The organism is Vreelandella subterranea (genome assembly GCF_900111305.1).
Lineage (GTDB): Bacteria > Pseudomonadota > Gammaproteobacteria > Pseudomonadales > Halomonadaceae > Vreelandella > Vreelandella subterranea.
Genome location: NZ_FOGS01000004.1, coordinates 199139 through 212123 on the forward strand (window position 1 = coordinate 199139; position 12985 = coordinate 212123).

Sequence of the window (12985 nt, forward strand, 5' to 3'; positions counted from 1 at the left end):
ATGGCGATCAAACCGGGTGAGCTTTTGGCAGCGGTAGATCCTGCGGAGGCGCTGTTAGCGCTTTACCGCCAGCCACCGCTGGATAACATGAAGGCCCCGGCGTTTGGTCCGCCTGATGAGCCGACGCTGGCGGCCTCTGCGTTGCTGGATCGAAACTTCTTGAGTGAGCAACTGGCGCGCTATGGCCGCAGCTACGGTGACAATGCTGACCGCAAAGCCGTTGCGTCGATCTGGTCGAAATTTCATTTCAGCAGTGTCTCGATCCCGACGCTGGTGGCCAATCTGTTATTGGGTTACGACTTACCGTTGGGTGGGGATGAGTTGCGACTGGCGCTTGGCGATAAGGGCCAGACCAGGCGTATCTGGCTGCCCCACGGGGGCGTGCCATTGGCGTCCAAAGCGCCCCAGGCGCGATTCAGTCGCCTATTCGATGACCACTGTGCACCGCTTATCGAGACGCTGGCTGTGGTCTCCGGGCTTTCTGAAAAGGTGTTCTGGAGCAACCTTGGTCACTATGTGGAGTTTGTGGGGAAGACCTGCGCGCGGCACCCCGATTTCAGCGGAGCCGGTGAGCCGCTGTTGGATTATCTCGACACCAAGACGCTTCCCGGTGGGCGGCGCAACCCGCTCTACCAGCCGGTGCGTTATCTGGAACTGGGCGGTGAGACACCGTCCAGGGTGCGGCGGCTGTGCTGCATCAAATATCGGCTACCCGGCGAGCCCCTGTGCGGCGGCTGCCCGCTGAAACCTGAAAACAAGCCGGCTAAGCGTCGGCGCTAACCCCGAATCGCCAAGGAGCCCAGTTCATGGAGTTGTTGAGGATTGTCTGGCGTGATTACCGCTGGCCCTTCGTGGCCGTGGTGGTGCTCAGTCTGGTCAGCGCTGGTCTTGGCATCGGGGTCATTGCCTATATCAATGAACGGATGCTGGGCACCTTCGCTGATCCCTGGCGAATCCTGCCGGAATTTCTGGCGCTGGTGGCGCTGTTGCTGGCGATCACCCTGGCCTCACAATTAGCCTTGACCACCCTGGGGCACCACTTTGTCTACCGGCTGCGGGGGCAGTTGATCAAGCGCATTCTGGATACCGATATCGAGCGTATCGAGCAGATCGGCAGCGCACGCTTGCTGGCCAGCCTATCCAGTGACGTGCGTTATATCACCGTGGCCTTTGTACGCCTGCCGGAGCTGGTGCAGGGCGGGGTGCTGACGGCGGGCGTGACCCTTTACCTGGCCTGGCTCGCCCCTGCCATGCTGGCCGTGACGGCGCTTTGGGTAATCTTTACGATCCTGGTGGGCATGCGCCTGGTAGCGAAGGTCTATCGGCACATGGCCAAGCTGCGCGATGCTGAAGACCGCCTCTATGAGGACTACCAGTCGGTGATCGAGGGGCGCAAAGAACTCGCGCTCAATCGCGACCGCGCCGAGTGGCTGTACCGAGACGTTTACACCCCCAACGCCGAAGCGTATCGACACCATATCATTCGCGGCGATACCTACCATCTCAGCGCCGTGAACTGGTTCAATATCATGATGCTGGGCGCCATCGGCGTGGTGTTTTTCCTGGCTAATGGCCTGGGCTGGTCGTCGGCCCAGGTAGCCACCACCTTTTCGCTCACGCTGCTGTTCTTGCGTGCGCCGCTGATTCAGGCCATTGGCGCTTTTCCGCCGTTGATCAATGCGCGAGTGGCGTTTGAAAAAATCAGCGCGTTAGAGCTCGCTGAACATCATGAATCATTCGAGCACGCTTCCCATCGCCATGAGTGGCAAACGCTGGCGCTGGATCAGGTCACTTATCGTTACCCCGCTGAAGAGGCGCGGCCGGGGTTTGCCATTGGCCCCATCGACTTTACTTTGAAGCGCGGGGAAGTAGTGTTCCTGATTGGTGGTAACGGCAGCGGCAAATCGACCCTGGCAAGACTCTTGACCGGGCTTTATCAGCCTCAGAGCGGCGACATTCGCGTCGATGGCAGGCCCCTGCAAGAGGAAGACTGGACAACCTATCGCCAACATATCTCGGCGATCTACACCGACCTTCACCTGTTTGATCGCTTGATCGGCCCGGCGGGTGAATCACCCGACCCAGCGCTGATGGAAGAGTGGCTGGCAGCCCTTGGCATGCACAGCAAGCTCGATTTTGACGGCGACCGGGTCACCAACGCCAACCTCTCCCAGGGCCAGCGCAAGCGTCTGGCGATGCTGCTGGCCGTTGCCGAGCAGCGCGACCTGTTGCTGTTGGACGAATGGGCCGCTGACCAGGATCCCCAGTTCCGGCGGGTGTTCTACCGCGAGCTGCTGCCCCAGTTAAGGGCGCTGGGCAAGACGCTGGTAGTCATCAGCCACGACGACCACTACTTCGACCAGGCCGACCGCCTGCTGGAAATGCGTGGCGGGAAGCTGGTGGAGCTCACCGGCGAGCAGCGGGAAGCCGCCAGCCGCGATGCGGTGGCGAGGGTGAATGGGTGAACTGCCAGCCTTGACGCTTTTATCGCAGAGACATATATTTCAACATATACTTGCTGGCAAGGGGTGTGTCATGGGCCAAGTGACGATTTATATCGATGATGATACCGAGAAGAAAATGGCGGCGGCGGCCAAGTCGATGAATGTCTCCAAGAGCAAATGGATTACCAATCTGATCAAAGAGGAGGTTGCCAATGAGTGGCCACAGGCGGTGGTCGAACTGGCTGGGGCTTGGGATGCGTTTCCGTCGCTGGAGGAGATTCGGGCAGAAACCGGCACCGATCATCAGCGAGAACCACTCTGATGTATGTGCTTGACACCAATACACTCATCTACTTTTTCAAAGGCATGGGCAATGTCGCCGATAACCTCTTGTCAAAAAAGCCCGGCGATATCGGCATACCTGCGATTGTGTTGTACGAGCTGGAGCTGGGTATTGCAAAATCGGCTGCTCCCAAAAAGAGAGCGATGCAGCTCGACAAACTGATCGACACTGTACAGGTTCTTGGGTTTTCCACCCCCGAAGCCAAAGCCTCAGCGCAAATTCGCGCGACCCTGGAAAAGCAGGGAACCCCCATCGGCCCCTACGATACGCTGATAGCCGGTACCGCGCTCGCCAACCGAGGTACATTGGTTACCCACAATACTGGGGAATTTAAACGCATTAAGAAACTGGCGGTTGAAGATTGGTACTAGCTGGGTGCACGGTACCGCTCGGCTAAGCCGCGCCCTGGCTATGGCGAAGCTGAAAGAGGTCATAATTGGCCTGCATGGATAGCCAGAATTCGGCGCTTCCAGCGTTCAATTTTTCCAGAGCCAATGCCATTTCAGGTGTGACGGAGGCGCTGCCATTAATTACCCGGTTCAGGGTGTTGCGGTGGCAGCCAATCTGTTCAGCGACCGATGCCACACTGCTAATCTTGTGGCCGTCTTCATCCTCAATCAGACGCTGCCGGATAATGCGGCCCGGATGTGAGGGGTTATACATCGCCATGGTTTGTTCTCCCATCAGTGATAATCGTCATAGTCCAGCAGGTAAACATTACCGTCTCGGAACTCGAAGAAAAGTCGCCAGTTACCCGACACCTTGATGGCATGCTGGCCGTCCAGTTTTCCAGATAGAGGGTGAAGGCCCCAGTTACCAGCCGCTATATCGTCAAGACTGGTGGCTGCGTCCAGTACGGTCAGGCGATCACGGAGACGGTCGACATGATCGGCACGGACGCCCTTGGTGCTTCCTTTCTCGAAAAACAACTTTAGTCCCTTATGCTTGATGCTTTTAATCATCCACCGTACCGACGTATGTCCAATTGGTTTTTAGTTATTGTAGCTTGTCGCGCGACAGTGTGCAATACGGGGCTAAGTGCGTCTATCTTCACTTCCGCTTGCCTGCCATAGCCTCTGAAGTGAGTGGGGGCATTGACACTGCCTTTAAATTGAAAAAGAATAAGAATCATTTTCGAAAATGGCGTTGGACACTTTCTTATGGCGGCGGCACCTCCATCAGCCGAAACCACGGCGTACCAAACCGGCTGCCGGGACTCGCTCGGCCAGCTCTATCATCACCACCAACCCTGGTTGCAGCAGTTGCTGAGCCGGCGGTTGGGCTGTGGCGAGTCGGCGGCTGATCTGGCCCAGGACGCCTTTGTGCGCCTGCTGCAAGCGCCGCGCAATCTGGATAGTTTCGACGGCGCCAGGGCCTACCTCAGCCGCATGGCCAAGGGGCTGTGTGTGGATCATTGGCGCCGTCAGGATATCGAAAAAGCCTGGCAAGACGCCCTGGCCGCCCGCGCTGAAGCACCCCTGCCTTCCGTCGAGCACCAGCAGATCGTGATCGAAACGCTGTGCGAGATCGACCGTATGTTGGCGCGGCTGCCAGAAAAGGTGGCAACGGCTTTTCTGGCGTCGCAACTGCAGGGTAAACCCTATCGGCAGATTGCCGAGGAGCTAGGCGTTTCCGAACGCATGGTCAAGAAGTACATGGCCCAGGCCATGCTGCAGTGTGCGTTGATCGAAGCCGGTTTCGAGGCCAGCCTTTAAATGACCTCGGCCACTCGCCCCGATGACGCCGACAAGCGCCGCGCCTTAGCCGAGGCTTCCGAGTGGTTTGCGGAGTGGCAAGCGGGGGAGATGTCGGCAACTGAGCATCAACGCTGGCAGGCTTGGCATGATGCCAGCGATACCCACCGTTGGGCCTGGCAACAGGTGGAAGGCATCAGCCGTCGTTTTACCGCCAACCTGGATGAAACCGAGCGCCACACTGCCGACCGGGTTATCAGCTCGGCGCGGCATCGGCGGCGGGGGCGGTGGCACCTGCTGAGTGGGCTCTCTAGCCTGGCAATCGTGGCTGTGCTGGTAGGGCTCTCCTGGCAGTGGACACCCTTGCCCCAGTGGATGGCCTACTGGGGCGCCGACTATCGCGCCGCCACCGGCGAAATCTCCCGCATAGAATTGGAGGATGGCACCCAGGTATGGCTAAGCAGCGCCTCGGCGTTAGATGTGGACTACGACCAGGAGCAGCGCCGACTGCAACTGGTGTCGGGTGAAGTGCTGATTAAGACCGGCAAAGACCCCGAACGCCCCTTTTACCTGGATACCCGAAGTGCCCGACTGACCCCCTTGGGCACCCGCTTCAGCGTGCGCCAACGCCAGGCCGACGAACTGCTGGCGGTGTTCGAAGGCGCGGTGGCTATCCAGACCCTTGGCGATGCCGACCATGCTAGCCAACGCCAGGTGGTCGACGCCGGACAGCAGGCCAGCTACGCCGCTGACGGCATTGGCGAACTCAGCCCCGCCGACGGCAGCCGGGCCGCCTGGGCTAATGGTGTTTTGCTGGCAGACAATATGTCGCTGAAGACCTTCGCGGCGGAGCTGAGCCAGCATCACCACGGCCGCCTTGAGGTCGACTCCGCGGTGGCTGACCTCACGCTGCTCGGCGCTTTCCCGCTTGTCGACCTGGAGCGCACCCTGAACATGGTCGAGACCACGCTGCCGGTGAAGGTGCGCAAAGTCATGCCCTGGTGGATCAAGATTGAGGCGGCTGGGGCAGAGCGCGAATAAAACCAGCCAAGAATAAAAAACGCTTTTCCTGTTCCCTTTTTTCGCGCTGGTTCGATTCCCCTATATAAGCAGCCAAAAACCATCTGCAAGGGGAATCGAAATGCCGCAACAACGCACTGCGTTACATCCATCGCCTACCGCCACCCGTCCGTTTCCACGGCGTCGCCGCGCCCTCGCGCTGGCGGTACACCTCGCCGCCGCTGGTTTGCTAGCCACGCCGCTGTTGTCGTTGCCCGCCATGGCGCAAACCGCCCAGCAGCAAACTCGCCAGTACGATATCCCCGCGGGCCCGGTCAGCACGGTGCTCAACCGCTTCGCCGCTGAAGCGGGTGTTTTTATCAGCGGCGCTGGCGAATTGGGGCAAGGGCGCCAAAGTCAAGGGGTACAGGGCCAGTACAGCGTTGGTGAAGGGCTGGAACGGCTGCTGAATGGCACCAGCCTTAGGGCCGTAAGGGAGGGGGATGGTACTTATCGGTTGGAAGAGCGGCCAAATGGTGTGGCGCTGTCGACGGTTGAGGTGACAGGAGCGCGTCTGCCCTACGGCATGACCGAGAACAGTAATTCCTATACAAGTGAAAGCGCTACTATCGGCTTGGGTTCACAGTCAGTTAAGGAAACGCCGCAGTCCGTCAGCGTCGTAACGCGGGAACGTCTGGATGATCAAGGGACTACCTCACTGGCCGAGGCCATGCGTAACGTTACGGGCGTCACGGTGAACGAATACGGGGGAAACCAGTACACAATCAAGGCTCGTGGCTATAATATTGATTCTTTTCTCATGGATGGCAGTCCAGTTCAGGATGTGGGCAGCGCCTGGGAAAGCGCTGGAGTATTCGATACGGCTTTGCTAGATCGTATTGAAGTGTTGCGCGGCCCTGCGGGAATTCTCCATGGATCCGGTGAACCTAGCGGCACCATCAACTTGGTACGTAAACGCGCGCTAGCTGAAAGCCAAGCCTCTGTTTCCCATTCTGCCGGTACAGATAATGCTTACCGGGGTGTTGCCGATGTTACCGGTTCGCTTGATAACAAGGGACGAGTGCGGGGACGTTTCGTTGGTGTCTACGACGACAGAGACTCTTTTATTGATCGCGTTTACTCAGAGAACCAAATCGGCTATGGCACGCTTGAGTTTGACTTATCCTCCGAAACGACACTTTCAATGGGTGTTACTGTACAAGAAGAAGAGTTTCGTCCTCATTCTGGATTACCGGCATACAGTGATGGCACTCTGCCCAACGTAGACCGCTCGACCTATCTTGGATCCGACTGGGATAAGCAGACAGGAGATGCGCAACGCTATTTTATAGAACTTGAGCATCGCCTAGCTAACGGTGGCGAAATAACCTTTAAGGCTAATCGCCTGAACCGTGATGCAAATTTGAGAAAAAGTAGTGAAGGAGTTCTCACTGCTGATAAAGGTACAGGTGATTTTGGAATTCGTCAGATCGCATGGGATCTAGAGAAGAAAGACGATTATATAGAGACACAGGTTAGCTCTCCTTTTCAATTGGCTGGGGCGAGCCATGAAGCTGTCTTTGGTGCCAGCTATCAAAACAGTGAAGTAAGCAATGAGTGGGTCTACGGTGCTCCTCAATATCTTCCCCAGAATCTTTACGACCCAATCCATAACCGCACAGAACCAGATTTTGACGGCACCCCTGGGAGAACAGAACTTAATATCGAACAACATGCTTCCTACGGTCAGCTTCGGTCCAATATGTTAGATGATTTTACACTTGCGCTTGGTGGCCGTATCAATTGGTGGGAAACCAATAACTTTCTTGGTGGTGAAACGTCCGGGGATGATGGCATCGAATTTATACCCTATGCAGGATTGATCTATCGCCTCAACGAAGAGCTCAACTTATATACAAGCTATACTGGTATTTTTGCGCCGCAAACGGCTGTAGGAACTGATGGCGAACCTATTAAGCCAAGAGAGGGTGAGCAATACGAGGCCGGTATTAAGGGGTCACACGCTGAGGGTAACTTGAACTGGCACGCTGCGGTTTTCCGTATTGAAGACACTAACCGCGCCTATACAGATCCAAATAACCCAGGCTTTTCAATTCCCATCGGCGAGGCCAAGAGCGAAGGTTTCGAGCTCGAAGTCAGCGGCCAACTGCTACCCCGCTGGGATATCAGCGCAGGGTATGCCTATACCCAAACTGAGTTCGTAAGGGATGCTAGTTCAGAAGGGCTCACACTCTCGCCTGACACACCTGAGCATAATTTCAACCTATGGTCACGTTATCGATTTAGCGACGTGCCTGATCAAGGCTGGCGTATTGGCGCTGGCGTAAATACTGTAAGCAGTATTTAAGCTGAAAGTGGTGATACACGTATTGAACAGGGGGGGGTATACCACTGTTTCTGCCATGCTCGGCTATCGCGTCAATGAGAATTTGGATGTTTCATTGAATGGCAATAACCTAACAGACAAAGAGTATTACTCTACCGTTAGGGGGGCTACAAAGCATAATTATTACGGCGCACCTCGAAACTTCATGATGACAGTGGAGTATGATTTCTAAAAGATCATCTGAATACTCTTTGTCATCAAAAATTAAAGTCTATAGACAGCCAATAAAGGCATGGCATTTCTATAAAAGCATCAGACTATAGTTTAAGAAGGGGCCTGAAGTGAACCCATTCTGCTTCATCACCAGGAACTGGCGCTTGACCGCTTATGTCATATGCTTTTCGCTAATAGCCAACTCATCAATGGCAGCTAAAGCGGCCTCGCCCATCTCAGTATTTGATTGGTCGATTGCAGAAACAGTTCTCTCGCTTGAACCTGGTTCCGCATCGCTGGGTAATATTACTGCTTTCCACACATGGACTGGAGGTGAATATAAAGATGCTAATATCACCGATATTGGGACACAGACTTTCCCAAATATGGAACTGCTCCATCACCTTTCACCTGAGAGAATACTTCTTTCGCCTAGTCAGACTCGCCTAGGCCAAAGACTAAATGGCATTGCACCTATCACTATTCTCGAATCCTACCCTTATGTTAGTGACAGAAGTGACGGTTTTTGGGAAACCCTTGAGGATTTTACCCTTGAAGTTGGTACGTCAGTCAATCAACGAACAAACGCCGAACAGCTAGTGTCAGACACTCGATCCCATCTCGACACCTTGAAAAGCAACGTAGGCCCTCAGCCCCCACTGCTTATTGTCCAACTAGTCACTGAGCAATATGCCCGCGTGTATGGCAGCAACAGTATGTTTCAGGGTGTGCTTCATAAATTGGATTTAAGCAATGCATGGACAGAAAAAACCAATCAGTGGGGGTATTCTATGGTAAGCATCAGGGAGCTTTTTAATGTGGAAGAAGCGAGACTGGTTGTCCTCGAAAGTGCATTCCCAATAGGTATAGAAAACAATATCGAAACTAGTGGTATGTGGCGTTATCTTCCCAGTGTGCAGCGAAGCGATTATGTCGTTTTACCATCTACTTTTTGGATAGCCGGCGTTCACCCGTCCGCCCTCCGTTTCGCCGAGGCTCTGGTTGAGGCATTGGAAGGCCCTGATCCTTACCCCGCCACTATTCATTGATTCGCTATGCTTTTCCAGCCTTGATAAACGGCTATAATATAAGAAAAATTAATGACCTATTAGCAGGATGATTTTTAGTTATCAGTGCTGCCCGTTATCTTAGTGCCAGATCAATCAACACGACGCTAATTCTGACGCTGGGAGCGGGGCAATGATGGAAAGTTATATCACCGGACTGGTGGTGTGCGGCGGGATTATCATGGCGATTGGGGCGCAGAACGCCTACATTCTGGGGCTGGCGATTCGCCGGGAGTATCACTGGTGGTCGGCGGGACTTTGCATAAGCGCGGATATCATCCTGCTCACGGCGGGGATGTTTGGGGTGAGCGCCTTCTTGCTGACGATGCCCAGCGCTATGGAGGTCATGCGCTGGGTGGGTGTGGTGTTCTTAAGCTGGCTGGCGGCGCAGGCGTTGTTTAGAGCCGTTAGCGGGCGGCAGGGGCTGAACGCGGAAGCGGGCAAGGCGCGCAGTTTAACCAAAGTGATTTTCGCGACCCTTGCCGTGACCGTGCTCAATCCTCAGGTCTACCTGGACACGCTGCTGCTGATACCCACCATCGGTGCCCAGCAGGAGAGCGCCGGTGTGTTTGTGGCGGGGGCCTCTACCGCCTCCATACTCTGGTTTAGCCTGCTGGCCTGGGGCGGTGCCGCGCTTTCGCCTTGGCTTTCAAAGCCCATCGCGTGGCGCACTATCGATGGCCTGATTGGTTTGATGATGGCCGGGATTGCCGTGCATCTCGCACTTAATGCCAGCTAGTCATCAATGGCGACTAAAATACGCCTCCATCACCGCGATAACCTTGTCGATATCTTCATCGCTGATATCGCGATGCGCGACGAACCGCGTGGCGTAGAGTAGTTCAATCAAAATGCCGTGCTCTTTGAGCCAGGCGGAGAGCGGCTGAACGTGTTCGTCGGGAAAGTGCGCGAATACCATGTTAGTTGCCTGGGAGGTAATCTCGACGCCCGGCAACCTCGCCAAACCTTCTGCCAGGCGCGCTGCACGGCGGTGGTCGTCGGCCAGGTCAGTCACATGATGATCCAACGCATACTGGCAGGCGGCAGCGATAATGCCTGACTGGCGCATGCCGCCACCAACGACTTTCCGCCAGCGACGGGCGCGGTCGATCAGGGCTTGCGAGCCCACCAAGGCCGAGCCAACAGGGGTGCCCATGCCTTTTGAAAAGCATAGCGACACGCTATCAAACGGCAGGCACAGCTGCTTGAGTGAGGTGTTGGTCGCGACAGCAGCATTGAAGAGCCGGGCGCCGTCCAGGTGCGTTGCCAGCCCGCGCTCCCGAGCCAGTTCGGTGGCTTTCAATACGTAGTCTGCGGGCAGCACTTTGCCGCCAATGGTGTTCTCCAGCGCCAGTAACTTTGTGCGCGCAAAGTGAAAATCGTCGGCTTTAATAGCGGCGCTTATTTTTTCCAGCGGCAGCGAACCATCGGCTGCGTTCTCGATGGGCTGTGGCTGGATGCTGCCCAAAACCGCTGCGCCGCCGCCTTCATAGCGGTAGGTGTGGGCCGATTGCCCCACAATGTATTCATCGCCGCGCTCGCAGTGGGCCATCAAGGCTACCAGGTTGCTTTGCGTGCCGCTGGGGAACAGTAGTGCCGCCTCTTTGCCAGTTTGCTCGGCCAGATTTTCCTGAAAGGCATTCACGGTCGGGTCATCACCCCACACATCATCGCCGACTGGCGCGGTCATCATGGCGTCACGCATAGCGGGCGTGGGGCGGGTCACCGTGTCACTGCGTAAATCAATCATGAGCATCTCCTGAGCGGCGGGATTAATGACGACAACATTTTCTTGAGCATACTGCATGCCGTACAAGCGCGAAAAGCGCTACGCTAGCGTAAAGACCCGGAGAAGACGTTAATCATGGCAGCACCTGACCTTAAACTCCGCGCCCTGGAGCGTAACGACCTACGTTTTGTTCATCAGCTCAATAACAACCAGAGCATCATGTCGTACTGGTTTGAAGAGCCTTATGAGTCTTTTGACGAACTGGAGGAACTGTACAACAAGCATATCCATGACAATGCCGAGCGGCGTTTCGTGGCCGAAGATAATAGCGGTCATGCCATCGGTCTGGTCGAGTTAATTGAAATTAACTACATCCACCGTAGCGCGGAGTTTCAGATCATTATTGCGCCGGACTATCAAGGCAAAGGCTTTGCTCGCACCTTGATTCACCAGGCGCTGCATTATTCCTTTACCATCTTGAATTTACACAAGATATTTCTGATCGTGGCGGTGGAGAACATCAAAGCGATCCACCTGTATCAGCAGAGCGGCTTTGTGGAGGAGGGCCATCTGGTGCAGGAGTTTTTCATCAATGGCAAATACCGCGACGTAAAGCGGATGTATATCCTGCAGGAAGCTTTCCTGGCCCAATTGACCGATACCGACAGCTCAGATCTTTTGGGGCTGTAAAAAACGCCTCATCAAGAGGCGTTGGTCACTAGCGTAGATAAGCCGCGATGGCATCAAACGCAGCGCGCTGTTTCTCGGCGCGCGAGGCCCATACGTCGAGAACATCAACGTTGGACCCGTTAAGTGATAACGTCATGGCGTTGACTCCTGAGTGGCGAGTAGAAACGTGTTGTTATAGAGATAACCGCTTGCTGCTGCGCAACATTGTTAGCGGAAAAACGATATTAAGAGCTTTTTAACCCGCAATCTAGTACTTAATACGTAGTCTTTGGCTTACATTTGTAAGCATATTCTTACAATTATGACGTCAACAGCCTATGTCATTGGGTGAAAACGCTTTTCACAAAATGAAAAAAGCCGAGCAAAGGCTCGGCTTCGGTTATTCTCTTTTGGTCTAACGGGGTAAGGAATAAGTCAATGACTCGCAATAATCCGCGAGGGCATCGCTAGCCGCGCGTTGCCAGTAAGCGCGCTGTGTCCAGAAATTGAGTACTTCACTGTCCCGCGTCGAGAATACATTGGATATAGACATGTGTGGCCCTCCTAGTCGGACTACAGGAACAGTATAGCGATTTGTTGCACCGCAGCAAAGCATTTTCAAACGTTCGTATTGACAATACCCTAAGGGTTACGGCGGTGTTGGGTTTGCCTTGATTTAACAAAGGAGTAAGTGCATGCGGTTGCGAATTTTATCGGACCTGCATCTGGAGTTTTTTGACGGTAACCGAGAACTGCCTGATGTGGATGCCGATGTCGTGGTGCTGGCCGGTGACATTCACCGCCAATGCGAAGGCTTGGCCTGGGCCCGGCAGCACTTTCCTGACACGCCGATTATCTATGTACCTGGCAACCATGAGTTTTACGGCACTTGCCTGCCGTTGTTGCGTGAGGAATTGGCCCTTGAAGCCGAACGACTGGATATTGAGCTTCTGGACAACCGTGCCGTCACCCTCAATGGCGTGCGCTTTTACGGCACGACGCTATGGACAGACTTTGCCCTGTATGCAGACAACCCGACGCGCAATCCAGAAGACACGGTCGCAAAAGCGAAGCGCTATATGCCTGATTTCCGTATTGTCGAATCAGCACCCGGTACCATCATGACCCCCGAGGCAAGCAAAGCGCTGCACCAAGAGGCCTTGAGCTGGCTGACAGCAGCACTCGACGATCAGTTTGACGGGCCCAAGGTCGTGGTTAGCCACCATGCCCCAATGCGTGAATGCATTCCTGCCCAGTACACAGGCGATGTGCTTTCGCCTGCATTTGCGTCTCACCTTCCACAGCTTATGGGCCAAATGCATCTATGGGTGCACGGTCATGTCCATGAACCAGTCGATATGTGGCGCAAGGGGACAAGAGTCGTCGCTAACCCCGGTGGCTATCCTGAAGAGTTCAGCCCGCCACTGTTTAAGCCAGATTGGGTGGTGGGCCTGTAAGGCTCGGCAATGACCACGATGCG

General features: G+C 55.1%; 15 protein-coding genes. 11 read left to right on the top strand and 4 right to left on the bottom strand.

Going from position 1 to position 12985, the window contains the following annotated elements:
- From fhuF to BMX75_RS07900, 4 genes are all read left to right on the top strand, one after another.
- Complete coding sequence (fhuF, locus tag BMX75_RS07885; RefSeq protein WP_245748437.1) at positions 1 to 780, top strand: siderophore-iron reductase FhuF; 780 nt, start codon at positions 1 to 3, stop codon at positions 778 to 780.
- Between the two features lie 26 nt (positions 781 to 806).
- Entirely contained in the window at positions 807 to 2465 is a 1659-nt protein-coding gene (locus BMX75_RS07890) for a multidrug ABC transporter permease/ATP-binding protein (RefSeq protein ID WP_092826862.1), read from the top strand.
- A gap of 70 nt (positions 2466 to 2535) precedes the next feature.
- Entirely contained in the window at positions 2536 to 2766 is a 231-nt protein-coding gene (locus BMX75_RS07895) for a CopG family transcriptional regulator (RefSeq protein ID WP_092826864.1), read from the top strand.
- Positions 2766 to 3158 (top strand): type II toxin-antitoxin system VapC family toxin, encoded by a 393-nt coding sequence (locus BMX75_RS07900; RefSeq protein ID WP_217639869.1) that lies wholly within the window; start codon positions 2766 to 2768, stop codon positions 3156 to 3158. The genes BMX75_RS07895 and BMX75_RS07900 overlap by 1 nt, the downstream gene beginning before the upstream one ends.
- Before the next feature lie 22 nt (positions 3159 to 3180).
- Here the strand turns inward: BMX75_RS07900 and BMX75_RS07905 are convergent, their stop codons facing one another.
- Both BMX75_RS07905 and BMX75_RS07910 read right to left on the bottom strand, forming a co-directional pair.
- Positions 3181 to 3456, bottom strand: coding sequence for a HigA family addiction module antitoxin (locus BMX75_RS07905; RefSeq protein WP_092826866.1), 276 nt, complete (start codon positions 3454 to 3456; stop codon positions 3181 to 3183).
- A gap of 14 nt (positions 3457 to 3470) precedes the next feature.
- Positions 3471 to 3749 (bottom strand): type II toxin-antitoxin system RelE/ParE family toxin, encoded by a 279-nt coding sequence (locus BMX75_RS07910; RefSeq protein ID WP_092826868.1) that lies wholly within the window; start codon positions 3747 to 3749, stop codon positions 3471 to 3473.
- A gap of 198 nt (positions 3750 to 3947) precedes the next feature.
- Between BMX75_RS07910 and BMX75_RS07915 the strand changes: the two genes are divergently transcribed.
- The 5 genes from BMX75_RS07915 (at position 3948) to BMX75_RS07935 (ending at position 9846) form a co-directional block, all read left to right on the top strand.
- Positions 3948 to 4502, top strand: coding sequence for a sigma-70 family RNA polymerase sigma factor (locus BMX75_RS07915; protein ID WP_092826870.1), 555 nt, complete (start codon positions 3948 to 3950; stop codon positions 4500 to 4502).
- Positions 4503 to 5522, top strand: coding sequence for a FecR domain-containing protein (locus BMX75_RS07920; RefSeq protein ID WP_092826872.1), 1020 nt, complete (start codon positions 4503 to 4505; stop codon positions 5520 to 5522).
- 100 nt (positions 5523 to 5622) lie between these two features.
- Positions 5623 to 7848, top strand: coding sequence for a TonB-dependent siderophore receptor (locus tag BMX75_RS07925; RefSeq protein WP_281244529.1), 2226 nt, complete (start codon positions 5623 to 5625; stop codon positions 7846 to 7848).
- 356 nt (positions 7849 to 8204) lie between these two features.
- Positions 8205 to 9089 (top strand): ABC transporter substrate-binding protein, encoded by an 885-nt coding sequence (locus tag BMX75_RS07930; protein ID WP_139197155.1) that lies wholly within the window; start codon positions 8205 to 8207, stop codon positions 9087 to 9089.
- A gap of 151 nt (positions 9090 to 9240) precedes the next feature.
- The gene (locus tag BMX75_RS07935) at positions 9241 to 9846 is read left to right on the top strand and encodes a LysE/ArgO family amino acid transporter (RefSeq protein ID WP_092826876.1); all 606 of its coding nucleotides are present in this window, start codon (positions 9241 to 9243) and stop codon (positions 9844 to 9846) included.
- Between the two features lie 3 nt (positions 9847 to 9849).
- Here BMX75_RS07935 and ltaE read toward each other — a convergent pair whose 3' ends face one another.
- A complete protein-coding gene (gene ltaE, locus BMX75_RS07940; protein WP_092826878.1) occupies positions 9850 to 10857 on the bottom strand; it encodes a low-specificity L-threonine aldolase in 1008 nt (335 codons plus the stop codon).
- 114 nt (positions 10858 to 10971) lie between these two features.
- Between ltaE and speG the strand changes: the two genes are divergently transcribed.
- Complete coding sequence (gene speG / locus BMX75_RS07945; RefSeq protein WP_092826880.1) at positions 10972 to 11526, top strand: spermidine N1-acetyltransferase; 555 nt, start codon at positions 10972 to 10974, stop codon at positions 11524 to 11526.
- Positions 11527 to 11920: 394 nt separating this feature from the next.
- On the opposite strand, the gene BMX75_RS18045 is transcribed toward speG, so the two are convergent.
- Positions 11921 to 12058 carry a hypothetical protein gene (locus BMX75_RS18045; protein ID WP_156524473.1) on the bottom strand — a complete coding sequence of 46 codons (138 nt, stop codon included), beginning with the start codon at positions 12056 to 12058 and terminating at the stop codon, positions 11921 to 11923.
- Positions 12059 to 12200: 142 nt separating this feature from the next.
- Between BMX75_RS18045 and BMX75_RS07950 the strand changes: the two genes are divergently transcribed.
- Positions 12201 to 12962 (top strand): metallophosphoesterase, encoded by a 762-nt coding sequence (locus BMX75_RS07950; protein WP_092826882.1) that lies wholly within the window; start codon positions 12201 to 12203, stop codon positions 12960 to 12962.
- Positions 12963 to 12985: the final 23 nt, after the last annotated feature.

Excerpts from the sequence above, each read along its gene's own strand:
- BMX75_RS07900 (WP_217639869.1), top strand. The coding sequence starts at position 2,766 with ATGTATGTGCTTGACACCAATACACTCATCTACTTTTTCAAAGGCATG.
- BMX75_RS07910 (WP_092826868.1), bottom strand. The coding sequence starts at position 3,749 with ATGATTAAAAGCATCAAGCATAAGGGACTAAAGTTGTTTTTCGAGAAA.
- BMX75_RS07905 (WP_092826866.1), bottom strand. The coding sequence starts at position 3,456 with ATGGCGATGTATAACCCCTCACATCCGGGCCGCATTATCCGGCAGCGT.
- BMX75_RS07895 (WP_092826864.1), top strand. The coding sequence starts at position 2,536 with ATGGGCCAAGTGACGATTTATATCGATGATGATACCGAGAAGAAAATG.
- BMX75_RS07950 (WP_092826882.1), top strand. The coding sequence starts at position 12,201 with ATGCGGTTGCGAATTTTATCGGACCTGCATCTGGAGTTTTTTGACGGT.
- BMX75_RS07890 (WP_092826862.1), top strand. The coding sequence starts at position 807 with ATGGAGTTGTTGAGGATTGTCTGGCGTGATTACCGCTGGCCCTTCGTG.
- BMX75_RS07935 (WP_092826876.1), top strand. The coding sequence starts at position 9,241 with ATGATGGAAAGTTATATCACCGGACTGGTGGTGTGCGGCGGGATTATC.
- fhuF (WP_245748437.1), top strand. The coding sequence starts at position 1 with ATGGCGATCAAACCGGGTGAGCTTTTGGCAGCGGTAGATCCTGCGGAG.
- speG (WP_092826880.1), top strand. The coding sequence starts at position 10,972 with ATGGCAGCACCTGACCTTAAACTCCGCGCCCTGGAGCGTAACGACCTA.
- BMX75_RS18045 (WP_156524473.1), bottom strand. The coding sequence starts at position 12,058 with ATGTCTATATCCAATGTATTCTCGACGCGGGACAGTGAAGTACTCAAT.
- ltaE (WP_092826878.1), bottom strand. The coding sequence starts at position 10,857 with ATGATTGATTTACGCAGTGACACGGTGACCCGCCCCACGCCCGCTATG.
- BMX75_RS07915 (WP_092826870.1), top strand. The coding sequence starts at position 3,948 with ATGGCGGCGGCACCTCCATCAGCCGAAACCACGGCGTACCAAACCGGC.
- BMX75_RS07920 (WP_092826872.1), top strand. The coding sequence starts at position 4,503 with ATGACCTCGGCCACTCGCCCCGATGACGCCGACAAGCGCCGCGCCTTA.
- BMX75_RS07925 (WP_281244529.1), top strand. The coding sequence starts at position 5,623 with ATGCCGCAACAACGCACTGCGTTACATCCATCGCCTACCGCCACCCGT.